The organism is Rhodoferax sp. GW822-FHT02D07, assembly GCF_058802405.1.
This window is the reverse complement of record NZ_JBXAOD010000007.1, coordinates 17,464-37,675: the sequence shown is the minus strand read 5'-3', so window position 1 is coordinate 37,675 and position 20,212 is coordinate 17,464. Positions and strand designations below refer to the sequence as shown.

The 20,212-nt window shown below is 65.4% G+C and carries 17 protein-coding genes and 1 tRNA gene; 10 read left to right on the top strand and 8 right to left on the bottom strand.

The annotated features are described in order from the left end of the window. The first annotated feature begins 28 nt into the window (after nt 1-28). Genes AC1RNN_RS15515 through AC1RNN_RS15500 form a run of 4 tightly spaced genes read left to right on the top strand, consistent with a single transcriptional unit; the run spans nt 29 to nt 3,251 of the window. Nucleotides 29-1,414 (top strand): ammonium transporter, encoded by a 1,386-nt coding sequence (locus tag AC1RNN_RS15515; protein ID WP_493137457.1) that lies wholly within the window; start codon nt 29-31, stop codon nt 1,412-1,414. A gap of 36 nt (nt 1,415-1,450) precedes the next feature. Continuing rightward, the gene (locus AC1RNN_RS15510; protein WP_493090282.1) at nt 1,451-1,801 is read left to right on the top strand and encodes a hypothetical protein; all 351 of its coding nucleotides are present in this window, start codon (nt 1,451-1,453) and stop codon (nt 1,799-1,801) included. Between the two features lie 47 nt (nt 1,802-1,848). Further along, a complete protein-coding gene (locus AC1RNN_RS15505; protein ID WP_493090283.1) occupies nt 1,849-2,268 on the top strand; it encodes a hypothetical protein in 420 nt (139 codons plus the stop codon). Then, nucleotides 2,265-3,251 carry a CapA family protein gene (locus tag AC1RNN_RS15500; protein WP_493090284.1) on the top strand — a complete coding sequence of 329 codons (987 nt, stop codon included), beginning with the start codon at nt 2,265-2,267 and terminating at the stop codon, nt 3,249-3,251. The genes AC1RNN_RS15505 and AC1RNN_RS15500 overlap by 4 nt, the downstream gene beginning before the upstream one ends. On the opposite strand, the gene AC1RNN_RS15495 is transcribed toward AC1RNN_RS15500, so the two are convergent. The 3 genes from AC1RNN_RS15495 to AC1RNN_RS15485 form a co-directional block, all read right to left on the bottom strand. After that, a complete protein-coding gene (locus AC1RNN_RS15495) occupies nt 3,248-4,084 on the bottom strand; it encodes a creatininase family protein (protein ID WP_493090286.1) in 837 nt (278 codons plus the stop codon). The genes AC1RNN_RS15500 and AC1RNN_RS15495 overlap by 4 nt on opposite strands. Nucleotides 4,085-4,116: 32 nt before the next feature. Beyond that, entirely contained in the window at nt 4,117-6,132 is a 2,016-nt protein-coding gene (locus AC1RNN_RS15490; protein ID WP_493090287.1) for an ATP-binding protein, read from the bottom strand. A gap of 202 nt (nt 6,133-6,334) precedes the next feature. Continuing rightward, on the bottom strand, nt 6,335-6,970 hold the full coding sequence (locus tag AC1RNN_RS15485) for a hypothetical protein (RefSeq protein ID WP_493090289.1): 636 nt from the start codon (nt 6,968-6,970) through the stop codon (nt 6,335-6,337). Nucleotides 6,971-7,186: 216 nt separating this feature from the next. Here AC1RNN_RS15485 and AC1RNN_RS15480 point away from each other — a divergent pair, with 216 nt between their 5' ends. The 4 genes from AC1RNN_RS15480 (at nt 7,187) to priA (ending at nt 13,489) form a co-directional block, all read left to right on the top strand. Then, nucleotides 7,187-9,346, top strand: a complete 2,160-nt coding sequence (locus AC1RNN_RS15480) for a protein-disulfide reductase DsbD family protein (RefSeq protein ID WP_493090290.1) — start codon at nt 7,187-7,189, stop codon at nt 9,344-9,346. An 8-nt stretch (nt 9,347-9,354) separates the two neighbouring features. Further along, entirely contained in the window at nt 9,355-9,768 is a 414-nt protein-coding gene (locus tag AC1RNN_RS15475) for a CoA-binding protein (RefSeq protein WP_493090291.1), read from the top strand. A gap of 90 nt (nt 9,769-9,858) precedes the next feature. Beyond that, complete coding sequence (hemE, locus tag AC1RNN_RS15470; protein ID WP_493090331.1) at nt 9,859-10,977, top strand: uroporphyrinogen decarboxylase; 1,119 nt, start codon at nt 9,859-9,861, stop codon at nt 10,975-10,977. Between the two features lie 373 nt (nt 10,978-11,350). After that, entirely contained in the window at nt 11,351-13,489 is a 2,139-nt protein-coding gene (priA, locus tag AC1RNN_RS15465) for a replication restart helicase PriA (RefSeq protein ID WP_493090292.1), read from the top strand. Between the two features lie 461 nt (nt 13,490-13,950). On the opposite strand, the gene AC1RNN_RS15460 is transcribed toward priA, so the two are convergent. Then, entirely contained in the window at nt 13,951-14,274 is a 324-nt protein-coding gene (locus AC1RNN_RS15460; protein ID WP_493090293.1) for a hypothetical protein, read from the bottom strand. Between the two features lie 64 nt (nt 14,275-14,338). After that, nucleotides 14,339-15,319, bottom strand: a complete 981-nt coding sequence (locus AC1RNN_RS15455) for an AEC family transporter (RefSeq protein ID WP_493090295.1) — start codon at nt 15,317-15,319, stop codon at nt 14,339-14,341. A gap of 152 nt (nt 15,320-15,471) precedes the next feature. Between AC1RNN_RS15455 and AC1RNN_RS15450 the strand changes: the two genes are divergently transcribed. Both AC1RNN_RS15450 and AC1RNN_RS15445 read left to right on the top strand, forming a co-directional pair. Further along, nucleotides 15,472-17,607: an ATP-dependent helicase gene (locus AC1RNN_RS15450; protein ID WP_493090297.1), complete on the top strand. Its 2,136-nt coding sequence runs from the start codon at nt 15,472-15,474 to the stop codon at nt 17,605-17,607. Then, nucleotides 17,604-18,623: a phospholipase A gene (locus tag AC1RNN_RS15445; RefSeq protein ID WP_493090298.1), complete on the top strand. Its 1,020-nt coding sequence runs from the start codon at nt 17,604-17,606 to the stop codon at nt 18,621-18,623. Before AC1RNN_RS15450 ends, AC1RNN_RS15445 begins: the two co-directional genes overlap by 4 nt. Nucleotides 18,624-18,651: 28 nt before the next feature. Here AC1RNN_RS15445 and AC1RNN_RS15440 read toward each other — a convergent pair whose 3' ends face one another. The 3 genes from AC1RNN_RS15440 to AC1RNN_RS15430 all read right to left on the bottom strand — a co-directional run bounded on the left by AC1RNN_RS15440 (nt 18,652) and on the right by AC1RNN_RS15430 (nt 20,200). After that, nucleotides 18,652-19,224, bottom strand: coding sequence for a hypothetical protein (locus AC1RNN_RS15440; protein WP_493090299.1), 573 nt, complete (start codon nt 19,222-19,224; stop codon nt 18,652-18,654). 203 nt (nt 19,225-19,427) lie between these two features. Then, a tRNA-Phe gene (locus tag AC1RNN_RS15435) sits at nt 19,428-19,503 on the bottom strand. A 25-nt stretch (nt 19,504-19,528) separates the two neighbouring features. Continuing rightward, the gene (locus tag AC1RNN_RS15430; protein ID WP_493090301.1) at nt 19,529-20,200 is read right to left on the bottom strand and encodes a response regulator; all 672 of its coding nucleotides are present in this window, start codon (nt 20,198-20,200) and stop codon (nt 19,529-19,531) included. Between the last annotated feature and the right edge of the window lie 12 nt (nt 20,201-20,212).

Genomic DNA, 20,212 nt, shown 5'->3' with positions numbered 1-20,212 from the left:
CTGTGTTTTGACCTGGAGTCTGGCCGGCATGGCACAGACGGCACCCAGCCCGGATGCCGGCGCATCGGCGCCTGCAGCTGCTCCGGTGGCGGAGGTATCGGCCCCAGCCGCCGCGGCGCCACCCCCCGTCGCTGCGCCCGCACCAGAAGCGCCCGCAGCCCCTGCCCCGGTGACCAAACCCAGCGTGGTGGCCCAGGACACCATCAATGCGGCAGACACCGCCTGGATGATGACCAGTACCGCCCTGGTGCTGCTGATGACCCTGCCCGGCATTGCCCTGTTCTACGGCGGCATGGTGCGACGCAAGAGCGTGATCAACACCATGGCCAGTGTCGTGGCGATTGCCTCGCTGGTCAGCCTGCTGTGGTTCGCGGTGGGCTACTCGCTGGCCTTTACCCCCGGCCACACCTGGCTGGGTGGCACCGAGCGGCTCTGGTTCAGCGGCCTCAACTACATGAAGGAAGCCGGCATGGTCGCCGTCAGCCATGTGGCACCAAACATCCCGGAGTCGGTCTACGCCATGTTCCAGCTGACCTTCGCCATCATCACCTGCGCACTGATTGTGGGCGCGTTTGTGGAGCGCATGCGCTTCTCTGCGATGCTGTGGTTCATTGGCATGTGGTCGGTAGTCGTGTATGCGCCCATTGCCCACTGGGTGTGGGAGCCGGGCGGCTGGCTGGTGCAGCTGGGCGTGCTGGACTTTGCAGGCGGCTCGGTGGTGCACATCAATGCCGGCGTATCCGGTCTGGTCTGCGCCTACATGCTGGGCGCACGCAAGGGCTACGGCCGCGAACCCTTTGAGCCCTTCAACCTGGGCCTGACCATGGTGGGGGCGGGCATGCTGTGGGTGGGCTGGTTTGGCTTCAATGCCGGTTCGGCCGTGGCCTCTGACGGACGCGCGGGCCTGGCCATGGCGGTGACGCACATTGCCGCCTCGGCCGGTGCCATGGCCTGGATGCTGGGCGAATGGATCATGCGCGGCCGCCCCTCGCTGCTGGGCTTGTGCTCGGGGCTGGTGGCGGGCCTGGTGGCGATCACACCGGCCGCCGGTTTTGTGACGCCGGGTGCGGCAGTAATCTTTGGTGGCGTGGCCGGTCTGGCCTGCTACTGGGGCGCGACCGGGCTCAAGCGCATGCTCAATGCCGATGACTCGCTGGACGTGTTTGGCGTACACGGCATTGGCGGCATCGTGGGCTCGCTGATGACGGGCTACTTTGCAAGCAAAACCATCTCGGGCGTGAGCGGCAGCGTGGCCACCCAGGCCTTGGGCGTGTTGGTGGTGGTGGTGTACAGCGGTTTGGTGAGCTGGGGCCTGCTCTGGTTGACCAAGCTGATTGTGGGTCTGCGGGTGGACGAGAACTCTGAGCTCACCGGCCTGGATGTCTCGCAGCACCGGGAGCATCTGGGGACCTGATACGGCCCGGCTTAGGGCCTTTACAAGGAGTGTTGCATGTTGAACAGTGAAAAACTGGCGGTTGCCGCCCACCTGCATGTGCTGTTGCGCCGCAAGACCGGGCGCGTCACCGACACCGAGTGGATGGCCTGCAACACCGAATACGCCGCCGAGATCGTGCGCTTTGCACGCGCCGCCGCCGAAGAAGACGGCCACACCGATCTGGCCGAATGGGCAGCCAAGCTGGAGCTGGCCATGGTTCCCACGCCCGCGCAGCGCCCCACACGCGATCGCCTGTTTGGCGTCATCAGTGGCAATACCAAACCCGCCCCGCTGCCCGGCGCGTCCGACTCCCTGATCGGTGCCAGCGAGAGCGAAGCGCACCGCTACATCCGCGGCATCCGCTAGCAAAAGCCCTGATGGCGTCGGGGCGCTCAAGCCGCACAATGGGGCGGATGCGCCAGTTCAACCTCGTATCACGTATCCCCATACGCACCATCTCCTTGGCCTGCACGGTCGCCCTGGCTTGGCCCACGGCCTGGGCCAGCCCCCGGCTTCTATGCCAACTCACCTATGCCGGCAGCACCCAGACACTGGAAGCTGCGCCCGTGGCCAATCCTTATGGGGTGGAGTCCGTCGATGTGGGCGGGCGCTTTCGCTTTAAGGCAGTCATGGTGGGTAGCACGGCGCAGCCGGACTACATCAAGCTCTACGCCTATGTGGAGACACGGCGCCAGCCGGTGCTGGTGCAACAGGCCACCTACCTGCCGCCGTTTGCGGCTGGCCCTTCACTGACCGGCAAGCAGTTTGTCTACGCCGGTGCCGTGGAGCGGGAACTGCAATACGAATGCACCCTGCAGGGGGCAGCTCCATGAGGCGCACGCTACTACGCATAGGTCTTCCTGTCCTGCTCGCGCTGCAGGGGGCTCTGCCCGCCCTGGCCCAGCAAGCTCCGGTCACCTTGGTGTTCGCGGGTGACATCGTACTGGACGACGTGGCCGGCGCCATGATTGCGCGCGGGCAGGACCCCTTTGCCGCGTTTGCGCCCCTGTTCAAAACCGCCGACATTCGCCTCGGCAACCTGGAGTGCGTGGTCGCCACCACAGGCTCGGCTGGCGACAAGAACTACACCTTCCGCGCCCACCCGCGCGTGCTGCCGGTACTCAAGCGCCACTTTGACGCCATGGCCCTGGCCAACAACCATTCGGGTGACTATGGGCGCGAAGCCTTTGCGGAAATGCTGGGTCTGCTGCAGCACAGCGGGCTGGGCTACTTTGGTGGGGGCTACAACCTGCAGCAGGCGCATACGCCGCTGATCGTGGAACGCAAGGGCTTGCGCATTGCGCTCCTGGGCTACAACGAGTTCATGCCGCGCAGCTTCGAGGCCGATGCCGACGCCCCGGGCTCAGCCTGGAGCGAGGACGAACAGGTGGTGGCCGACATCCGCGCCGCACGCAGCGCGCACCGGGCGGATCTGGTCATCCCCGTGATGCACTGGGGCTGGGAGAACGAGCCCGTATCCAACGTGCGCCAGCGCAAGCTGGCACGCCTGATGGTAGATGCCGGGGCCGATGCCGTGATTGGCGGCCACCCACATGTGACGCAAGACATCGAGCACTACCGAGGCAAGCCGATTGTCTACAGCGTGGGTAATTTCGTGATGAAGGAAACCGACAACGCCAACCAGCGCGTGGGCTGGGTGCTGCGTCTGCGCCTGGATGCTACAGGCGTGCAGGCCTTTGACACACGGGTCGCCCGCATCGACATGGAAGGCATTCCCACACCCGACCACAACACCGCCAGCCCCTGCTGGCAACGCGGCGACGCCGCAGTGCAGCAGTGCCGTAACGCCGACTAGGACAAATCGCGTAGCGTGTCGGAAGGCAGGCGGTGGATTTCGGCCAGGGTCTGCGCCAGCGCGCGACCGGCGGCATCGAGCACGGCGCGGCCTTTCTCGGCGGTAGCGGCCGCAGCATTGCCCACAGCGCCAGCGGCGTTGTAGTCCTGCATCTGCCAGGCCAGCTTGGCGCTTTTGCCGTTGCCCAGAATGGGGAACTGGCGCGCCCGGTCTTCGGAGGTGGAGGCAAAGTTCTGTGCCTGCGCCATGTCCACCTGCTGGGGCGCGAGCGCCAGCATCATGGACGTCTCGATCTCGCCCGCGTGGATGCCAAAGCGGTGCTCGTGCGCGCTGAACAGCGCATTCACATCCTCACCCGCCGGACCGGTGAGCGGCAAACCAAACCAGTTGACGCTGTAGACCAAGAGCCCCAACCGCGCGCGCAGATCGCGTGCCACCACATCCATAAGACCCACCTGTCCGCCATGCGCATTGAGCAGCACCAGTTTTTTCACACCGCTGGCCGCCACGCACTCGCCCAGCTCGGTCCATAGCCGGATCACAGTCTCGGCCTTGAGCGTGAGCGTGCCGGGGAACTGCGTGTGCTCGGGGCTGAAACCCACCGCCTGGGTAGGCAAGAACAGGGCTGGCACCTCGGCCGGAATGTGCGCGAGGCTGGCAGCAACCACGCCATCGGCCAGCGCACTGTCCACACGCAAGGGCAGGTGCGGGCCATGCTGTTCAGTAGCGGCCACGGGCAGCACGGCAATGGTGGAGGCCAGCATGCCGCTGGCTTGCGCCTGCGCAAATTCGCGCGTGCTCCAGTCGGCCCAGAAACGGGAAGGGGTTTGCATGCGCCTATCTTAGAGGCTGGGGAGCCGGAGCATTAGCGCGCCAGCGCCTCGGGCTCCACGCCGTCAAAGGCCACCACCGGTGCGGAGCGCGGCAGCACCATGCGGAAGGTAGCGCCATGCCCCACTTCGCTGGCCACATGCACCGTGCCCCCCAGGGTTTTGGTGACCAGGTTGTAGACGATGTTCAGGCCCAGTCCGCTGCCGCCCTGGCCCAGCTTGGTGGTGAAGAAGGGGTCGAATACGCGCGCCAGGTGGGCCTGCGGAATGCCGGAGCCGTTGTCGCTCACGAGCAGGTGGACGGAGCCATCCTCCGCCATGTTGGCCGTCACGCGCACGGCACCATGCGGTATGCCCTCGAACGCATGCAGGAGCGCGTTGTTGATGAGGTTGGTCAGCACCTGCCCCAGCGGTCCGGGGTAGCTGTCCATGACGATGTCGGCGTGGATATCGCACTCCACCAAATGGTTGGACTTGCGGATCGTGGGGCCCAGCGTGAGCAATATCTCGCTCACCGTGGACGCCAGGTTGAAGGTGCGGCGGTTCAGGCTGGTCTGGTCCACCGCCACCTGCTTGAAGCTCGACACCAGCTCGGCCGCGTGCTGCAGGCCGCGCATGAGGATGCCTGCGCCCTGGCGGGTGTTGTTGACGAACTCCTCCAGCCGGCTGCGGGTGAGGCCCTGGCCCATGCTGGCGGAGAAGCTGGTGGCGTGGTCCTGCAAGGTGCTCGCCACGGTGAGGCTGTTGCCGATGGGGGTGTTGAGCTCGTGCGCAATGCCAGCCACCAGCGAACCCAGGGCCGACATTTTTTCGGCCCGCACCAGCTCGCTCTGCGCTGCGGTGAGCTGGGCCAGCGTGGTCGAGAGTTCCTGCGTGCGCTCGGTCACGCGCTGTTCCAGCGTGGCGTTGAGCTGGAGGATGTTTTCCTCGTAACGGTGCTTGGCGGTGATGTCGTCAAACGCCATGATGAGCACCTTCTCGTCGCCCAGTGTCACCAGCCGGCCCGAGAGTTCGCAGAGCATTTCCACCTGGCCGTTGGAGCGGTACATCCAGGTACGGTAGTCGGAAAGCTCGCCGGTCTGGCGCAGGATGCGCATGCCGCGGTCGCGCTCGCCGGGGTCGCGCCAGATGCCGGTGCGTGCGCCGTTGGAGCCGATCACACGATCGCGGTCCAGGCCGAACAGGCGCACCCAGGCGCTGTTGACGTCCAGCGTGGTGGTTTCCTCGTTCACGCGCGAAACTGACATGGCTGCGGGAGAGGCGTCAAAGATGGCCTTGAACTTGGTCTGGCTCACGCGCAGGGCTTCTTCGGTGCGGGCGCGCTCGATCAGCTCCTGCTGCAGGGCCTGGGTCTTCTGCTCGCGCTCGGCCATCAGGGCAGCCAGGTCCTGCCGCATGGTGTCCAGCGCGCCGGCCAGCTCGCCCATCTCGTCCTTGCGCTGGGGCAGCAGCGGCAGCGCCAGCTCGCCGCGCGCCAGGCGACGGGCGTCTTCGCGCAGTTCCAGCAAGGGCTTGAGCACCCGGCGGTTGAACAAGGGCCAGATCACCAGAAAGGCCAGTGCCATCTGCAACACCAGCGCCAGCGCGAAGCGCAGCAGGTCCTGCCGCATCTCGCGCTCAATGCGCTGGGCCGTCATTTCCACGGTGAGCCGGCCCACACGGGTGCCGTTGTAGATGATGTCGCGCTGGTCCGTCAGCGTGGGGCCGGGCTGCAGGCCATCGTTGTGCCTGCGCACAAACACTTCCTGGAATTCGTCGGCCACGGTCACGCTCACCACGTCGGGGTTGCGCATCACTGCGTCCACCAGCTCGCCGGCCACACCGCGGTCCAGGTTCCAGACCGCCACCGCCATGCCGCGCGAGAGCACCTCGGCGTACTGGCGCATGGGCGCCTCCACACGCAGGGCCACTTCGGTCTGCAGCTTGGCCGTGACCTGGAAATACGCCAGAAACAGCGCCGGTAACAAGATGCCCAGCGCGACACCCAGCATCAGCGTCTGGCGCAGGGACAGCAGGGGAAGGCGCGCGAGGAAACCGGTGGACTGGGGCAAAAACCTGACTCCCTGAAGATGGCAGCTATGTGGGGGTGCACAAAGTATCGGCGCCCGGCTTGGCACAGGTCAAGCATAAGGCACGCTGGATACCGAACTCTGATGTGCGGGCATGCCCCTGCGTCACCGCCAGGCCACTACCAGCGGCGCATGGGCCCCGAAAAACTGCCTGCGTCTTCACGCAGTCGAAGCGGACGCCAGACTAAAAGGAGTAACTCACGCCGACGGCCAGCACAGGCATGACCTTGAGCTGGTCAATGGCCTCCTGCATCTTGATACGCTGGGCCTCAACATCCGCAGCGCTGGGGCCTCCGGTGGCACTCAGGCTGGCCTTGGGGTTCTGGAACATCACGCCGGCATCGACATTGAAACCCAGCCCCTTGGCGGCACGCGGGCGAATGGAATAGCCCAGCCCCAAGTAAGGGGCCGGATCCTGGCTCAACTTGATCTCGCCATTCACCGTACCCGGCGTTCCATTCACGTTGCCGGTTCCGGTCAAAGTGATTTTGTTGTCGTTGAAAACCACCCCGCCCGTGAAGCGAAAGCCGCCAGCCCCGGGGTACCAGTCACCCACCAGTTGCAGAGAGCTCCAGGTCAGGTCGATGTTCAGGTTGGCACTGGACCCGAAGTCGCCCACGTTCCCGGTGTAATTTTGTTTGGGTAGCCAGTTGAGCTGCCCCCGCACCGCCCAGTCCGGGCTGACGGAGGTGGCGTACCCCAGCCCCAGCCCATTGATGCCCAGTTGGGTGTAGACCGTGCCGGCCTCATCCGCCTGCGCCACCAGCGGGGCGGCAGCCAACACGAGAGACGCCAAACGCAATACGCGGGTAGGGTTCATCACCAAATCTCCTGTGCTGAGGTAGAAGTTAGGCATGTGACCCGGCCAAGGCCGGGGGACTGTTATAACGCCGCTCAGTCCCCAGCACAATGGGGGGCCCGGAACTTTAGTCCGCCCCGCCGCTCCCACCCTGCAATGACCTCTCGCGCTGCCCTCTACCTGTGCCACCAGGCGCTTCGATTTGCTTCTTTTTTGATAGCTGCTGGCGCAATATCCATGGGGGCCAGGGCTCAAATTGGCACCCAAACTGCCAGCACAGGCATGTCGCCCAGCGCCAGCGCCGTGGTGCAGACCGAGCAGGTGCGCGCCGAGCTCATGGCCTATGCGCCGCAAGGCGTGGTGCCCGGCGCCCAGGTCTGGCTGGGCCTGCAGCTGCAGCACCAGCCACAGTGGCATACCTACTGGAAGAACCCTGGCGACTCCGGCCTGCCCACCACGCTGAGCTGGAACCTGCCCGCCGGCGTGGCCGCGGGCGACATTGCCTGGCCCACGCCACACAAGATTGCCATTGGCAGCCTGGCCAACCTGGGCTATGAGGGCACGGTGCTGCTGCCGGTACCGCTGACCATAGGCTCCGACTTCCGCCCGAGCGCGCTGGCGCAGGACCTGGAGATTGGGGTGGACGCGAGCTGGCTGGTCTGCCGGCAGGAATGCATCCCACAAGAGGGCCGCTTCTCGCTGCGCCTTCCATTGAAAGTCTCCACGGCTTTGCAGCGCGCCGCATTCGAGACCGCTTGGGCCAGTGCACCCAAGCCCATTGCCGGCGCCATGCAGGCCACCGTGTCCGACAGCGGCATGGCCCTGCGCGTGAGCGGCCTGCCCGCCAGCTGGCGCGGCAAGGCGGTGAACGCCTTCCCCGAAACCGCAGAGCTGCTGCACACCCCGGCCCTGCCGGCTGCCGCCGACGCGGTGCAAACCACCACCGCCAGCCAAGCCGGCACCCAGGGCTGGAGCGACGGCGTCTGGACGGCCAGCGTGCCGCACTCGGCCCAGCGGAGCAGCAGCCCCAGCAACGTGGCCTGGGTGCTGGTGCAGGGCGAAGAGCGCCTGCGGGTCGAAACCACGGTGCAAGGCAGTTGGCCCGCCGTGGCGCCCCGTGCCGAAGTAAGCCCCGCACTCCAGGCCGCGCTGGCGGCCAACGCACAAAGCTCCGCACCCGCTGCGGCGCAGGGCCTGCCCCTTGTGCTGGCCATGGCGCTGCTGGGTGGCCTCATCCTCAACCTCATGCCCTGCGTGTTCCCGGTGCTGGCCATCAAGGTGCTGGGCTTTGCAGCGCAAACCGGGCAATCGCGCGCCTCGCAGCGCGCCCAAGGCCTGGCCTATACGGCGGGCGTGGTGTTGTCCTTCCTGGCGCTGGGCGGCCTGCTGCTGGCGCTGCGCGCGGGTGGCGAGCAGTTGGGCTGGGGCTTTCAGCTGCAGACGCCGGGCGTGATCATTGCGCTGGCACTGCTGTTCACCGGCATTGCGCTCAACCTGGCAGGCTGGCTCACGGTGGGCAGCGTGCTACCGCAAAGTCTGGCCACGCTGCAGATGCGCCACCCGGTGGCCGAGGCCGGGCTCTCGGGCGTGCTGGCGGTGGCCGTGGCCTCGCCCTGCAGCGCGCCCTTCATGGGCGCCGCGCTGGGCTACGCCATTGGCCTGCCCGCTACACAGGCGCTGGCCGTGTTTGCCACGCTGGGCCTGGGCCTGGCGCTGCCCTACTTGCTGGCGAGCTGGGTGCCTGCGGTCACACGCTGGCTGCCGCGCCCCGGCGCCTGGATGGACACGCTGCGCCACTTCCTGGCCTTTCCCATGGCGGCCACGGTGGTGTGGCTGGTGTGGGTGCTGGGCCACCTGAGCGGGGTGGACGGCGCGGCCAGCCTGCTGCTGCTGATCCTGGGCCTCAGCATGCTGGTCTGGGCGCTGCGCCTGCAGGGCCGCAGTCGCACCATCTTCGCTACCATTTCCATAGCTGCTTGCGCACTTTTCATGGGGGCTACAGCCCAATATGGCTTGAAAACCGAAGCACCCACCCAAGCTGCGGTCAGCGCATCCGCCGGCCCGTGGCAGCCCTGGTCCGCCGACGCGGTGCAGACCAGGCTGGCGCAGGGCCAGCCGGTGTTTGTGGACTTCACGGCGGCCTGGTGCATCACCTGCCAGGTGAACAAGACAACCACCCTCGCCAATGCCGACGTCGAGGCCGACTTTGCCGCCCGCAAGGTCGCGCTGCTGCGCGCGGACTGGACGCGGCGCGACCCCGCCATCACCCAGGCGCTGCAGGCGCTGGGCCGCAGCGGCGTGCCGGTCTATGTGCTCTACGCGCCGGGCAAGGCGCCCGTGGTGCTGTCCGAAATCCTCACCCCCGGCGCGCTGCGCGAGGCGCTGGCCACCCTGTGAACACCCCCATGACCGAAGAAGCCCAGACCATTGCCCAGCTCGTCCGTACACCGCGCACCGTGGCCGTGGTGGGCCTCTCGCCCAAACCGCACCGCGACAGCTTCAAGGTCGCGCAGTACATGCAGCGCCAGGGCTGGCGCATCATCCCCATCAACCCCAATGCCAGCGAGATCCTGGGCGAGAAGGTCTACCGGAGCCTGACCGAGGCCGCCTCACACGAGAAGATTGATTTGGTGGACGTGTTCCGCAACAGCGAAGACGTGCCGCCCGTGGTGGATGAAGCCATTGCCATTGGCGCCCCCGCCATCTGGCTGCAGCTGGGCATACGCCACGACGCCGCGCTGGCGAAAGCGCAAACCGCCGGCCTGCAGACCGTGCAAGACAAATGCCTGCTGGTGGAGCACGCCCGCCTCGCGCCCTGACTCCAGCCCCTTGACCCGGATCAAGGTCTGGCAGGGCCAGCCTGCGACAATCGGTCCATGACCGATACCACCCCGAACGCCCAAGCCTCCCTGTCTTTCGACACGCTGCACAACCCCACGTTTCTGCAGGCCTGCATGCGCCAGGCCACGCCCCATACGCCCCTATGGCTGATGCGTCAGGCCGGGCGCTACCTGCCCGAATATGTCGCCACGCGCGCCAAGGCTGGCAGCTTCATGAGCCTGGCCACCAACACCGACTACGCCACGGAAGTCACGCTGCAGCCCCTGGAGCGCTACCCGCTGGACGCAGCCATCCTGTTCAGCGACATCCTCACCGTGCCCGACGCCATGGGCCTGGGCCTGTCCTTTGCACAGGGCGAGGGCCCGCGCTTTGCCCACCCCGTCAAGACCGAGGCCGACGTGGCCAAGCTCGAAGTACCCGACATGGCCAAGCTGCAGTACGTGTTTGACGCCGTCAGCAGCATCCGCAAGGCGCTCACGGTAGATGGCAAGAGCCGCGTGCCGCTGATCGGATTCAGCGGCAGCCCCTGGACGCTGGCCTGCTACATGGTCGAAGGCAAGGGCAGCGACGACTACCGCTTGGTCAAGACCATGCTCTACAGCCGCCCCGACCTCATGCACCGCATGCTGGCCGTCAATGCTGACGCCGTGGCCGCCTACCTGAATGCCCAGATCGACGCGGGTGCGCAAGCTGTGATGGTGTTTGACAGCTGGGGCGGTGTGCTGGCCGATGGCGCGTTCCAGGCATTCAGCCTGGCTTACACCGCTCGCGTCCTGAAGCAGCTCAAACGCTTTGGCACCGATGGCAAAGTGGTGCCGCGCATTGTGTTCACCAAGGGTGGAGGGCTCTGGCTCAAAGACATGCAGGCGCTGGACTGCGAGGTACTGGGCCTGGACTGGACAGTGAACTTGGGCACCGCGCGCGCGATGGTGGGTGGCACAGACAACGGCCCCGGCAAGGCGCTGCAAGGCAACATCGACCCCAACGTCCTGTTTGCACCACCGGCCGCTATCGAAGCCGAAGTGGCCAAGGTGCTGGACAGCTTTGGCACACCCTACCAGGGCAGCGGCACCGGTCCCACGCACATCTTCAACCTGGGCCACGGCATCAGCCAGTACACGCCGCCCGAGCATGTGGCGGCGCTGGTGGCCGCGGTACACAGCCACTCCAAACGCCTGCGCGCGTAACCGCATTACCACGTTTTTTGCGCCAAACCAACGCACCCCGCGCTTACTTATGCACAAAAATGGGGGTACGGGGGTTATCCCCTCCCCCGTTTGGGGGAGGCCCGCTATCAAAGCCATAGCGCGCGTAAGTACTTGATTTATAAGGACTTCCAACTTTGCTTTTTTTCTGGGCATTGCAAGCAAACCCTTGATTTACAAGGCTTCGCAGGCGGCGGACCATAACTATCAACAAAGTTATCCACAGAAACCGTGAACGGCATGTAAAGTGTTTTGAAATCAAGTACTTAGGAATTCTTTCGCAAGTTCACATGAATAGTCAGCCCCAAATAGCCACTCCCCCCTTCGGCGCATTCCTCCCGTCGCACAGCCCCGCATGAGCCATTGGTTACCTGTCTTGGTGCACACGCCCGCCCACGCGGCGCTCGGTCCCGTGCTCACCTACCAAAGTGAGCAGGCACTCGCGCCGGGTACGCTGGTGCGCGTGCCCTTGGGCAGCCGCGAGACCCTGGGCGTGGTCTGGGACGGAGGTGCCCCCGAGGCCACGGGTGAGTTCGATCCGACCAAGGTGCGCGCCATCGCCGGGGTGCTGGAAGGCCTGCCGCCGCTGAGCGCCAATTGGCAACAACTGCTTACATTTGCGTCTGGCTACTACCAGCGCTCGGTCGGTGAAGTGGCACTGGCTGCCCTGCCACCGCAGCTGCGCGAACTCACCGCGGAACAGATGACGCGCCGCCTCAAACGCAAAAAGGTGGCAGAAGGCGCCAGCGGCGCGGTACTGGCGGTGCCCGCCCTCACGCCGGAGCAGGCCGCGGCCGTGGCCCAGATCGACGCACATGCCGGACCTTTCCTGCTGTTTGGCGCCACCGGCAGCGGCAAGACCGAGGTCTATCTGCATTGCGTCCACAAGCTGCTGGCCGCCGACCCGGACGCCCAAGCCCTCATCATGGTGCCCGAGATCAACCTCACGCCGCAGCTGGAAGAGCGTTTCAAGGCGCGCTTTGCGCCGCTCTACGGCGAGCAGGCCGTGGTCAGCCTGCACAGCGGCATGACCAACCCGCAGCGGCTCAAGAGCTGGCTGGCCGCGCACGGTGGCGCCGCGCGCATCGTGCTGGGCACACGCATGGCCGTGTTCGCCAGTTGCCCGAAGCTGCGCCTCATCGTGGTGGACGAGGAACACGACCCCAGCTACAAGAGCAGTGAGGGCGCCCGCTACTCCGCTCGCGACCTGGCCGTCTACCGCGGCCGGCTCGAAGGCGCCAAGGTCATCCTGGGCTCGGCCACGCCGTCGCTGGAGAGCTGGCACCAGAGCCGCCCCGCCGAAGAAGGCGGGCGCTACCTGCGGCTGCACATGCCCAGCCGGGTTGGCGAAGCGAGCCAGCTACCTCTGGTGCGCCGCGTGGACATGAACCACCAGCCCCGGCGCGCCGTCTTCTCGCTGCCCCTGATCGACGCCATCAAGGAGCGCGTGGCACGCGGCGAGCAGTGCATGGTCTTCCTCAACCGGCGCGGCTACGCCCCGGTGTTGACCTGTGACGATTGCGGCTGGAAGAGCGAATGCCCGCACTGCAGCGCCTTCCGCGTATTCCATAAGATAGACCGCACGCTGCGCTGCCACCACTGCGGCTTCACCGAGCGCGTGCCCCGTGCCTGCCCGGACTGCGGCAATGTGGACATCGCCCCCTTTGGCCGCGGCACCGAACAGCTGGAAGAACACCTGGCAAAGCTGCTGGTGGACGTGCGGCGCGCCGGCTCCGTCACGCCCGAAACGCCGGAGGGCGAGCACATCCGCATCGCCCGCATCGACGCCGACAGCACCAAGCTCAAGGGCGCGCTGGAAGAGCAACTGGCAGCCGTGCATGCCGGCGATGTGGATGTGCTGGTGGGCACGCAGATGATTGCCAAGGGCCACGACTTCCGCCGCATCACGCTGGTGGCCGCCGTAAATCCCGACGGTGCCCTGTTCAGCAGCGACTTCCGCGCGCCTGAGCGCCTGTTCAGCCTGCTCATGCAGGCCGCCGGCCGCGCCGGGCGCGATGCCTCCCTAGGCGCGCGCAGCGAGGTCTGGATCCAGACCTTCCAGCCCACGCACCCGCTCTACGCCGCGCTCAAAAAGCACGACTACCCGGCCTTTGCCGCGCAGCAACTGGAAGAGCGCGAGCAGGCCGCCATGCCCCCCTTCAGCGCCCAGGCCCTGGTGCGCGCCGAAGCCAAGACACAGGAAGCCGCCCAGGCTTTCCTGAGTGCGGCGCGCAACTTTGCGCAGAATGAGATGCTGCAATGGGACGGCTGGGCCGCTGTGCTGGACCAGATCACCCTCTACCCCGCCGTGCCCATGACCATCCAGCGCGTGGCCAATGTGGAACGCGCCCAGATGCTGATCGAGAGCCCCTCCCGCGCGGCGCTGCAGCAGTTCCTCAACGCCTGGCAAAGCGTACTCCACGCCAGCCGCAGCCGCCCCGAATGCAAGGGCCTGATCCGCTGGGCGGTGGATGTGGATCCGCTGGCGATTTAACGACATTTCCGCCTCTATCACTCGTTGATATTGCGCGAGAAGCTACTGTTTTTATAGCGATTAGTTTGGATTGGTACGCTACCGGATGGGTGGGGCTGGTGAACCGGGTACCCGTTCTCTGGCCCAGGCTCGCCGGCGAACACACAGGTCAGCCGACAGTGGTTCGTGAACACATCCCGTGTGCGCCAACTCCGTGGCAACGGCGAATCGGGCCGGCGCCCGGGCACCCAATTCACCATCCCTGCGAGGTGGCGGTGTGAAAGACATCAATACCCAAGTGCGCCACTTCGGCCGGTAGTGGGGCCCGCGGGCGCAGGTTCGATTCGCGGCTGCCACAGAGCAGGCGCCCCAACCAAGGCCTTAGCGCAAAAACCTCAAACCACCAAGAATGCCCGCCCGCGAGCTGAACCGGAGAACGCGGGCCACGCTGCCGGCCCCACCAACCAAGCCGTAACAAAAACTCAGGACTTGTCAGAAGCAGAAGGAGGCAAAGGCAACACAGCCTCCCGCACCTCATTGGCCTGCACATCCACCACATCCTCCGCCACCGGCCGGGCAAAGCCCTCTGCACGGTTCCAGCCCCCACCACGGAACTGCTGCGAAGCCTGACGGAAACGGGTGTAGGTAGTAAACAGGGCCGGACGACGCCAACACAACAGGGACCACAGCACGTTCGCCGCCACCGCGGCCAACACCACCAGCAAGATGCTCAGCGCCAGCAGGCTGACCCAGATAATCAGGACCAGTTTGACGATGCGGCGCAACACGTTAAAGATGATTTCCATGGCCCCATGGTAGTCCGCACGCCAAGCCCCCGCAAAAATACGGTTGCTGCACCGACGCGGAAAACTACATCCCCACCATCAGCGCCACCGCGCCCGAGAAGGTAAAAAAGGCCGCCGCTGTGGACACCAGAATGATGCGCGCAATGCGTCCGTTGTCTGCCCCAAAGCGTTCGGCCAACAGAGACACATTGCTGGCGCTGGGCAGCGCAGCCAGCAGCACCAGTACGGTGAGGGAGAACTTGTCGATGGCCACGCCCAGGCTCACCGCCGACACGCCCACGAGCAGTACCAACAGCGGGTGCAGAAACAGCTTGATCAGGGCCACCGGCACATATTCCTGCCAGTGCACCTCGTGCGATTTGTCGTCCTTGGCCAGCAACTGCGAGCGCGCCAATACGGCGCCGATGGTGAAAAGGGCCACGGGCGATGCCGCGTCGGCCAGCAGCCCCACGGTGTTGACCACCGGCGTGGGGAACTCAATTTGCAGGGCCGACACCACCGCACCCAGCAGGATGGACCAGGGCATGGGATTGGTGGCCACGCCCTTGAGGGCGTTCTTGGCGGCCTGCATGGCGGATACGCCGCCAGCCGCCGTGTTCTCGCCCAGGCGCGAGAGCGCGATGCACAGCGATGAGGTAATCACCATGTCCACCAGGATGGTGACGATGGCCGGGCCGGCCGCCTTGGCACCCATCAGCGCAACCAGCAGCGGCACGCCCATGAAGCCGGTGTTGGGGAAGGCCCCCACCAGCGCACCAAAGGCCGCGTCGTTCCAGCCGATACGGCCATGCAGGGTCACCGCCACGATGAACCCCACCATGATCAGTGCGCACAGCAGATAGGTCAGCGCGACATTGGGGTCCAGCAGCTGGGCAATCGGCGTACTGGCGCCAAAGCGGTACAGCATGCAGGGCAGCGCAAAGAACAGCACAAAGCCGTTCAGCCCAGGAATGGCCGCCAGCGGCAACATGCCACGGCGCGCGGCAATGTAGCCGCACAGCACCAGGGCAAAGAAGGGGAAGGTGACGATCAGGATTTGCAGCACGGCCCCTATTCTCGCGGGGTTTTTGGCCTGCGCCCTGGCCGGGCTGACAGGCAGCCCGGCCAGGGCACGGCTTTTGCTGACCCGTTAAGATGGCGCGCCCCCCTCTGCCCCCTTGGAGCAGCGTTCCCGAGTTCCCCGCTTCCGCGTTTTTGATGTCTGCCCCCTCCCCCAACGCCCACCATGGCATGAACCCCGCCCAGCAAGAAGCCGTCAATTACCTGCAAGGCCCTTGCTTGGTGCTGGCCGGCGCGGGCTCGGGCAAGACGCGGGTGATCACGCACAAGATCGGGCGCCTGATCCAGACCGGCATGCCGGCCAACCGCATTGCGGCCATCACCTTTACCAATAAGGCGGCCGCCGAAATGCGCGAGCGCGCCAAGAGCCTGATCGGCAAGGCGGCCAAGGACGTGCTGGTCTGCACCTTTCACGCACTGGGCGTGCGCCTGCTGCGCGAGGACGGTGCGGTGCTGGGCCTCAAGCCGCAGTTCAGCATCCTGGACAGCGACGACGTGACCAGCATCCTCAAGGACGCAGGCGGCACCGTGGACGCTGCCACCGCCCGCCAGTGGCAATGGACCATCAGCGCCTGGAAGGGCGCGGGCCTGACCAGCGCGCAGGCGCTGGCCCAGGCGGCCGACGACAACGAACGCATCATCGCCACCGTCATGGGCCGCTACGAGGAACGCCTGGTGGCCTACCAGAGCGTGGACTTTGACGACCTCATCAGCCTGCCGCTCAAGCTGCTGCGCGACTATCCTGAAGTACGCGAACGCTGGCAGGCCATGCTGGGCCATGTGCTGGTGGACGAGTACCAAGACACCAACGCCACGCAGTACGAGGTGCTGAAGCTGCTGGTCGGAGAGAAGGCCCGTTTCACCGCTGTGGGCGACGACGACCAGAGCATCTACGGCTGGCGCGGCGCGACGCTGGACAACCTGAAGAAGTTGCCAGTCGACTTCCCCACGCTGCGAGTCATCAAGCTGGAGCAAAACTACCGCTCCACCAGCGCCATCCTGCGCGCGGCCAACAACGTGATCGGCCCCAACCCCAAGCTCTTCCCCAAGACGCTGTTCAGCGAACTGGGCGAAGGCGAGCCGGTGCGCATTGTGGACGCCGACAACGAGGAGCACGAGGCCGAACGCGTGGTGGCCCGCATCCAGAGCCTGCGCGCGAATGGCACCGTGGACGCGCAAGGCAAGCAGTACAAGGAGTTCCGCGACTTCGCCATCCTCTACCGCGCCAACCACCAGGCCAAGCCCTTCGAGAAGGCGCTACGCAAGGCTGGCATTCCCTACAAGGTCTCGGGCGGGCAGAGCTTTTTCGACCGCGCCGAAATCCGCGACCTCTGCGCCTGGTTCCGCCTCTGGGCCAATGAGGACGACGACCCGGCCTTCCTGCGCGCCGTCACCACGCCCAAGCGCGGTATCGGCCACCAGACGCTGGGTGCGCTGGGCGTGTTTGCCACGCAGTACAAGCTCAGCCTGTTCGAAGCGCTGTTCTCCTCCTCACTCTCCAGCGTGCTGAGCGCCAAGGCGCTGGGCAGCCTGCAGGAGTTCGGCCGCTACATCAACGACTTGCAGTACCGTGCCCGCCACACCGAAGGCGCCGAGGCCGCCATGGCTTTCATCATGGAATGGCTCAAGGAGATTGGCTACGAAAAGCACCTCTACGACGGCGAGGACAGCGAGTCCGTGGCCTCGGCCAAGTGGAGCAATGTGATGGAGTTCTGCGAATGGATGGCGCAGCGCTGCGGCGGCCAGATCGAGGACGCAGCGGGCACCACCAGCACGCGCGAGACCAAGAACCTGCTGGAAGTGTCCCAAACCATCGCCCTGCTCTCCACCATCAGCGAGCGCGAGAAGGACCAGGACGTGGTGACGCTGTCCACCCTGCACGCCTCCAAGGGCCTGGAGTGGCCGCATGTGATGCTAGTGGGCGTGACCGAGGGCATGCTGCCCTTCAAGCTGGGGGATGGCGCCGACACCCTGGGCGGCTCCAGCCGCGAGGACGAGTCCAGCAACGAAGACATGGCCCTGCGCCTGCAGGAAGAACGCCGCCTCATGTATGTGGGCATCACCCGCGCCCAGCGCAGCCTGGCCGTGAGCTGGACACGCCGGCGCAAAAAGGGCCGCGAAATGGTCGCTGCCTTGCCCAGCCGCTTCATTGCCGAAATGGGCCTGGACCAATCCACCGCCAAAGAAGACCCGCGCGAGAAACTGCGCGCCCTGCGCGCCGAATTTGCCGCCAAAGCCCAAGCCAATGCGGCCGCCGCCGCCTCCAGCCGATGACACCCCACCACCGAATTGCTACTATTTTCATAGCTGCTTGCGCACTATCTACGGGGGCCAAGGCCCAGAATGACACAGGAGCCCTGGCCAGCAACCTGCCGGTGGCCGAGGCCACGCCAGCCATCGACACCCCCGTTCCGGTGGAGGTGGTGAGCTGCAAGAACCCGGCGGCCACTCCGCTCTCGCGCTTCTGGGAGCTGGAACCGGCCAGTGACTGCGGCACCTTCACCCTGCGCGGCTACCGGCCCATCAGCCTGTCGGTCATTGGCTCGGACGGCGTGAACACCACACCCAGCTCCCCTGCCTCGGGGCATACGGCCGCCTTCCAGCCCTACACCACGCAGGAAATGCGCATCCAGCTCTCGGTGCGTACCAAGGTGGCCCAGGGCCTGCTGACCGGGGGCGACCCGAACCGACTCGATTCGCTGTGGTTTGCCTACAGCCAGCAGTCCTACTGGCAGCTCTTCAACCCTGACCTGTCGCGCCCTTTCCGCGCCACCGACCACGAGCCCGAGCTCACCTACATCTTCCCGCTGGCCTCGGCCCTGCCTTCGGGCTGGCGCTTGCGCTTTGCCGGCGTCAGCCTCAACCACCAGAGCAATGGCCAGAGCCTGCCGCTCTCGCGCAGCTGGAACCGCATCATCGGCCGCACCGGGCTCGAGCTGGGCAACACCCTGGCCGTCAACGCCAGCCTGTGGCAGCGCCTGCCGGAGAGCGCCGCCGGTGACGACAACCCCGACATCGAAGACATGGTGGGCCGGGCGGAAGTGGCACTGGCCTGGAATGTGGATCCGGTGAACACGCTGGCCGTCACGGTACGGCACTCGCTCAAGGCGGAAGGCAATGGCTCGGTACGCTTGGGCTGGCTGCGCAAGATTGGCTCCGCCGGTGCCAATAGCGACCGCAGCAGCTTGCGCTTCCACACCGAGCTGTTCAGCGGTTATGGCGACACCATCACCGACTACAACCACCGCCGCACGGTGCTGAGCGTCGGGCTGACGCTGCTGGACTGGTAAATCGGGAAAGGGAAGGAGAGGCCGCCGCTCAGCGGTGGCCGTTGTAGCCGGGGTGAAAGGACGAATCGCCAAAGCCCAGATCGCCGCCAAACTCGGTGCTGCCGAACTCGGCGTCATGCAGATCCGCCAGCACCATCATGGCGTCGGCCGCATCCTGGTTGAAGCCAATGCGCGCATTGCCCATGCCGTCGCCACCGTTCATGATGAGCTTGTTGATGTAGACGCTGCACTCCTTGTAGCCCCATAGCGTGCGTATGGTGTTGGCAATGCGGTGGTGGTGCAGCTCCACAATGTCCAGCGCAGCCTTCATGCGCTGGGCCGGCGTGCTTTCTTCCAGGCCCATGGGCTGGGTGGGAATATCCAGATCAGGGAAGGGAGCGGCGGGCCTGAGCGGGCTTGGCACAGTTGGTTCGGCGGCCAGCGGTACTGCACTGCTGATGGGAGGCAGATCCACAAAGCGGGAGTCTTGCTCGGCCAAGGCACTGTCCCAGAGGCTCCAGGCGGTGTCCGGGTCGTCTTCCTTTACCTCCAGGCCACGGGAATCCGGCGCATCCCTCGCGGGATCCGTTGTATCCCCTTTGCCCCGAAACCTGCTGAACATGCGTTCCCCTCGTGCTGTCGGCTGCATGTTACTCCAGCCTTATTTGTTTTACCAACCTGCTTTGCCGTGCGCTCAACGAGGTTTACCTACGGTTCACAAGACTACCTGCACCGACCGGGGGCGACAAGAGTCCGGGTGGACTAGCTTTCCACAGTAGCGGGACAAAAAAAATGGCTTCCATTGCTGGAAGCCATTTTTAGGTTTGGTGGCCTGGGGCGGAATCGAACCACCGACACAAGGATTTTCAATCCTCTGCTCTACCGACTGAGCTACCGGGCCTGAGCCTTGAATTATAGCATCAGTTTTAGGGGCCGTTGCGTTTGCCGCGTGTCAGGTCGACGCCGAGCTGTTTGAGCTTGCGGTACAGGTGGGTGCGTTCCAAACCGGTCTTCTCGGCTACTCGAGTCATAGAACCGTTTTCCTTGGCGAGGTGGTATTCAAAATAGGCCTTCTCGAATTCGTCGCGTGCCTCGCGCAGCGGCTTGTCGAGCATAAATCGCTGCTCAGACACGGGGCCGGCGTCCACGGTAGCAACCACCATGGCGGCAGGCGCAGCGGTGGGTTCGGCCACAGGCTGGCTGGTGGTCGGCAGCGCCGCAGGCTTGCGCAGGTTGTTACGGGCCAGCCCCTGCTCCACCGCCTTGAGCAGTTTTTGCAGGGTGACAGGTTTTTCCAGAAACGCCAGCGCGCCTATCTTGGTGGCTTCCACGGCGGTATCTATGGTGGCGTGGCCGCTCATCATGATGACTGGCATGGTCAGGGCACCCGTGGTGGACCATTCCTTGAGCAGAGTGACACCATCGGTATCGGGCATCCAGATGTCGAGCAACACGAGGTCCGGACGCTCGCGCAGGCGGGCCGCACGGGCCTGCGCCGCGTTCTCTGCGAGCTCTACGGTGTGGCCTTCGTCATTGAGAATTTCCCAAAGCAGGTCCCGTATGCCATGCTCGTCATCGACTACCAGTATGTTTGCCATTGTTAGCGCAGT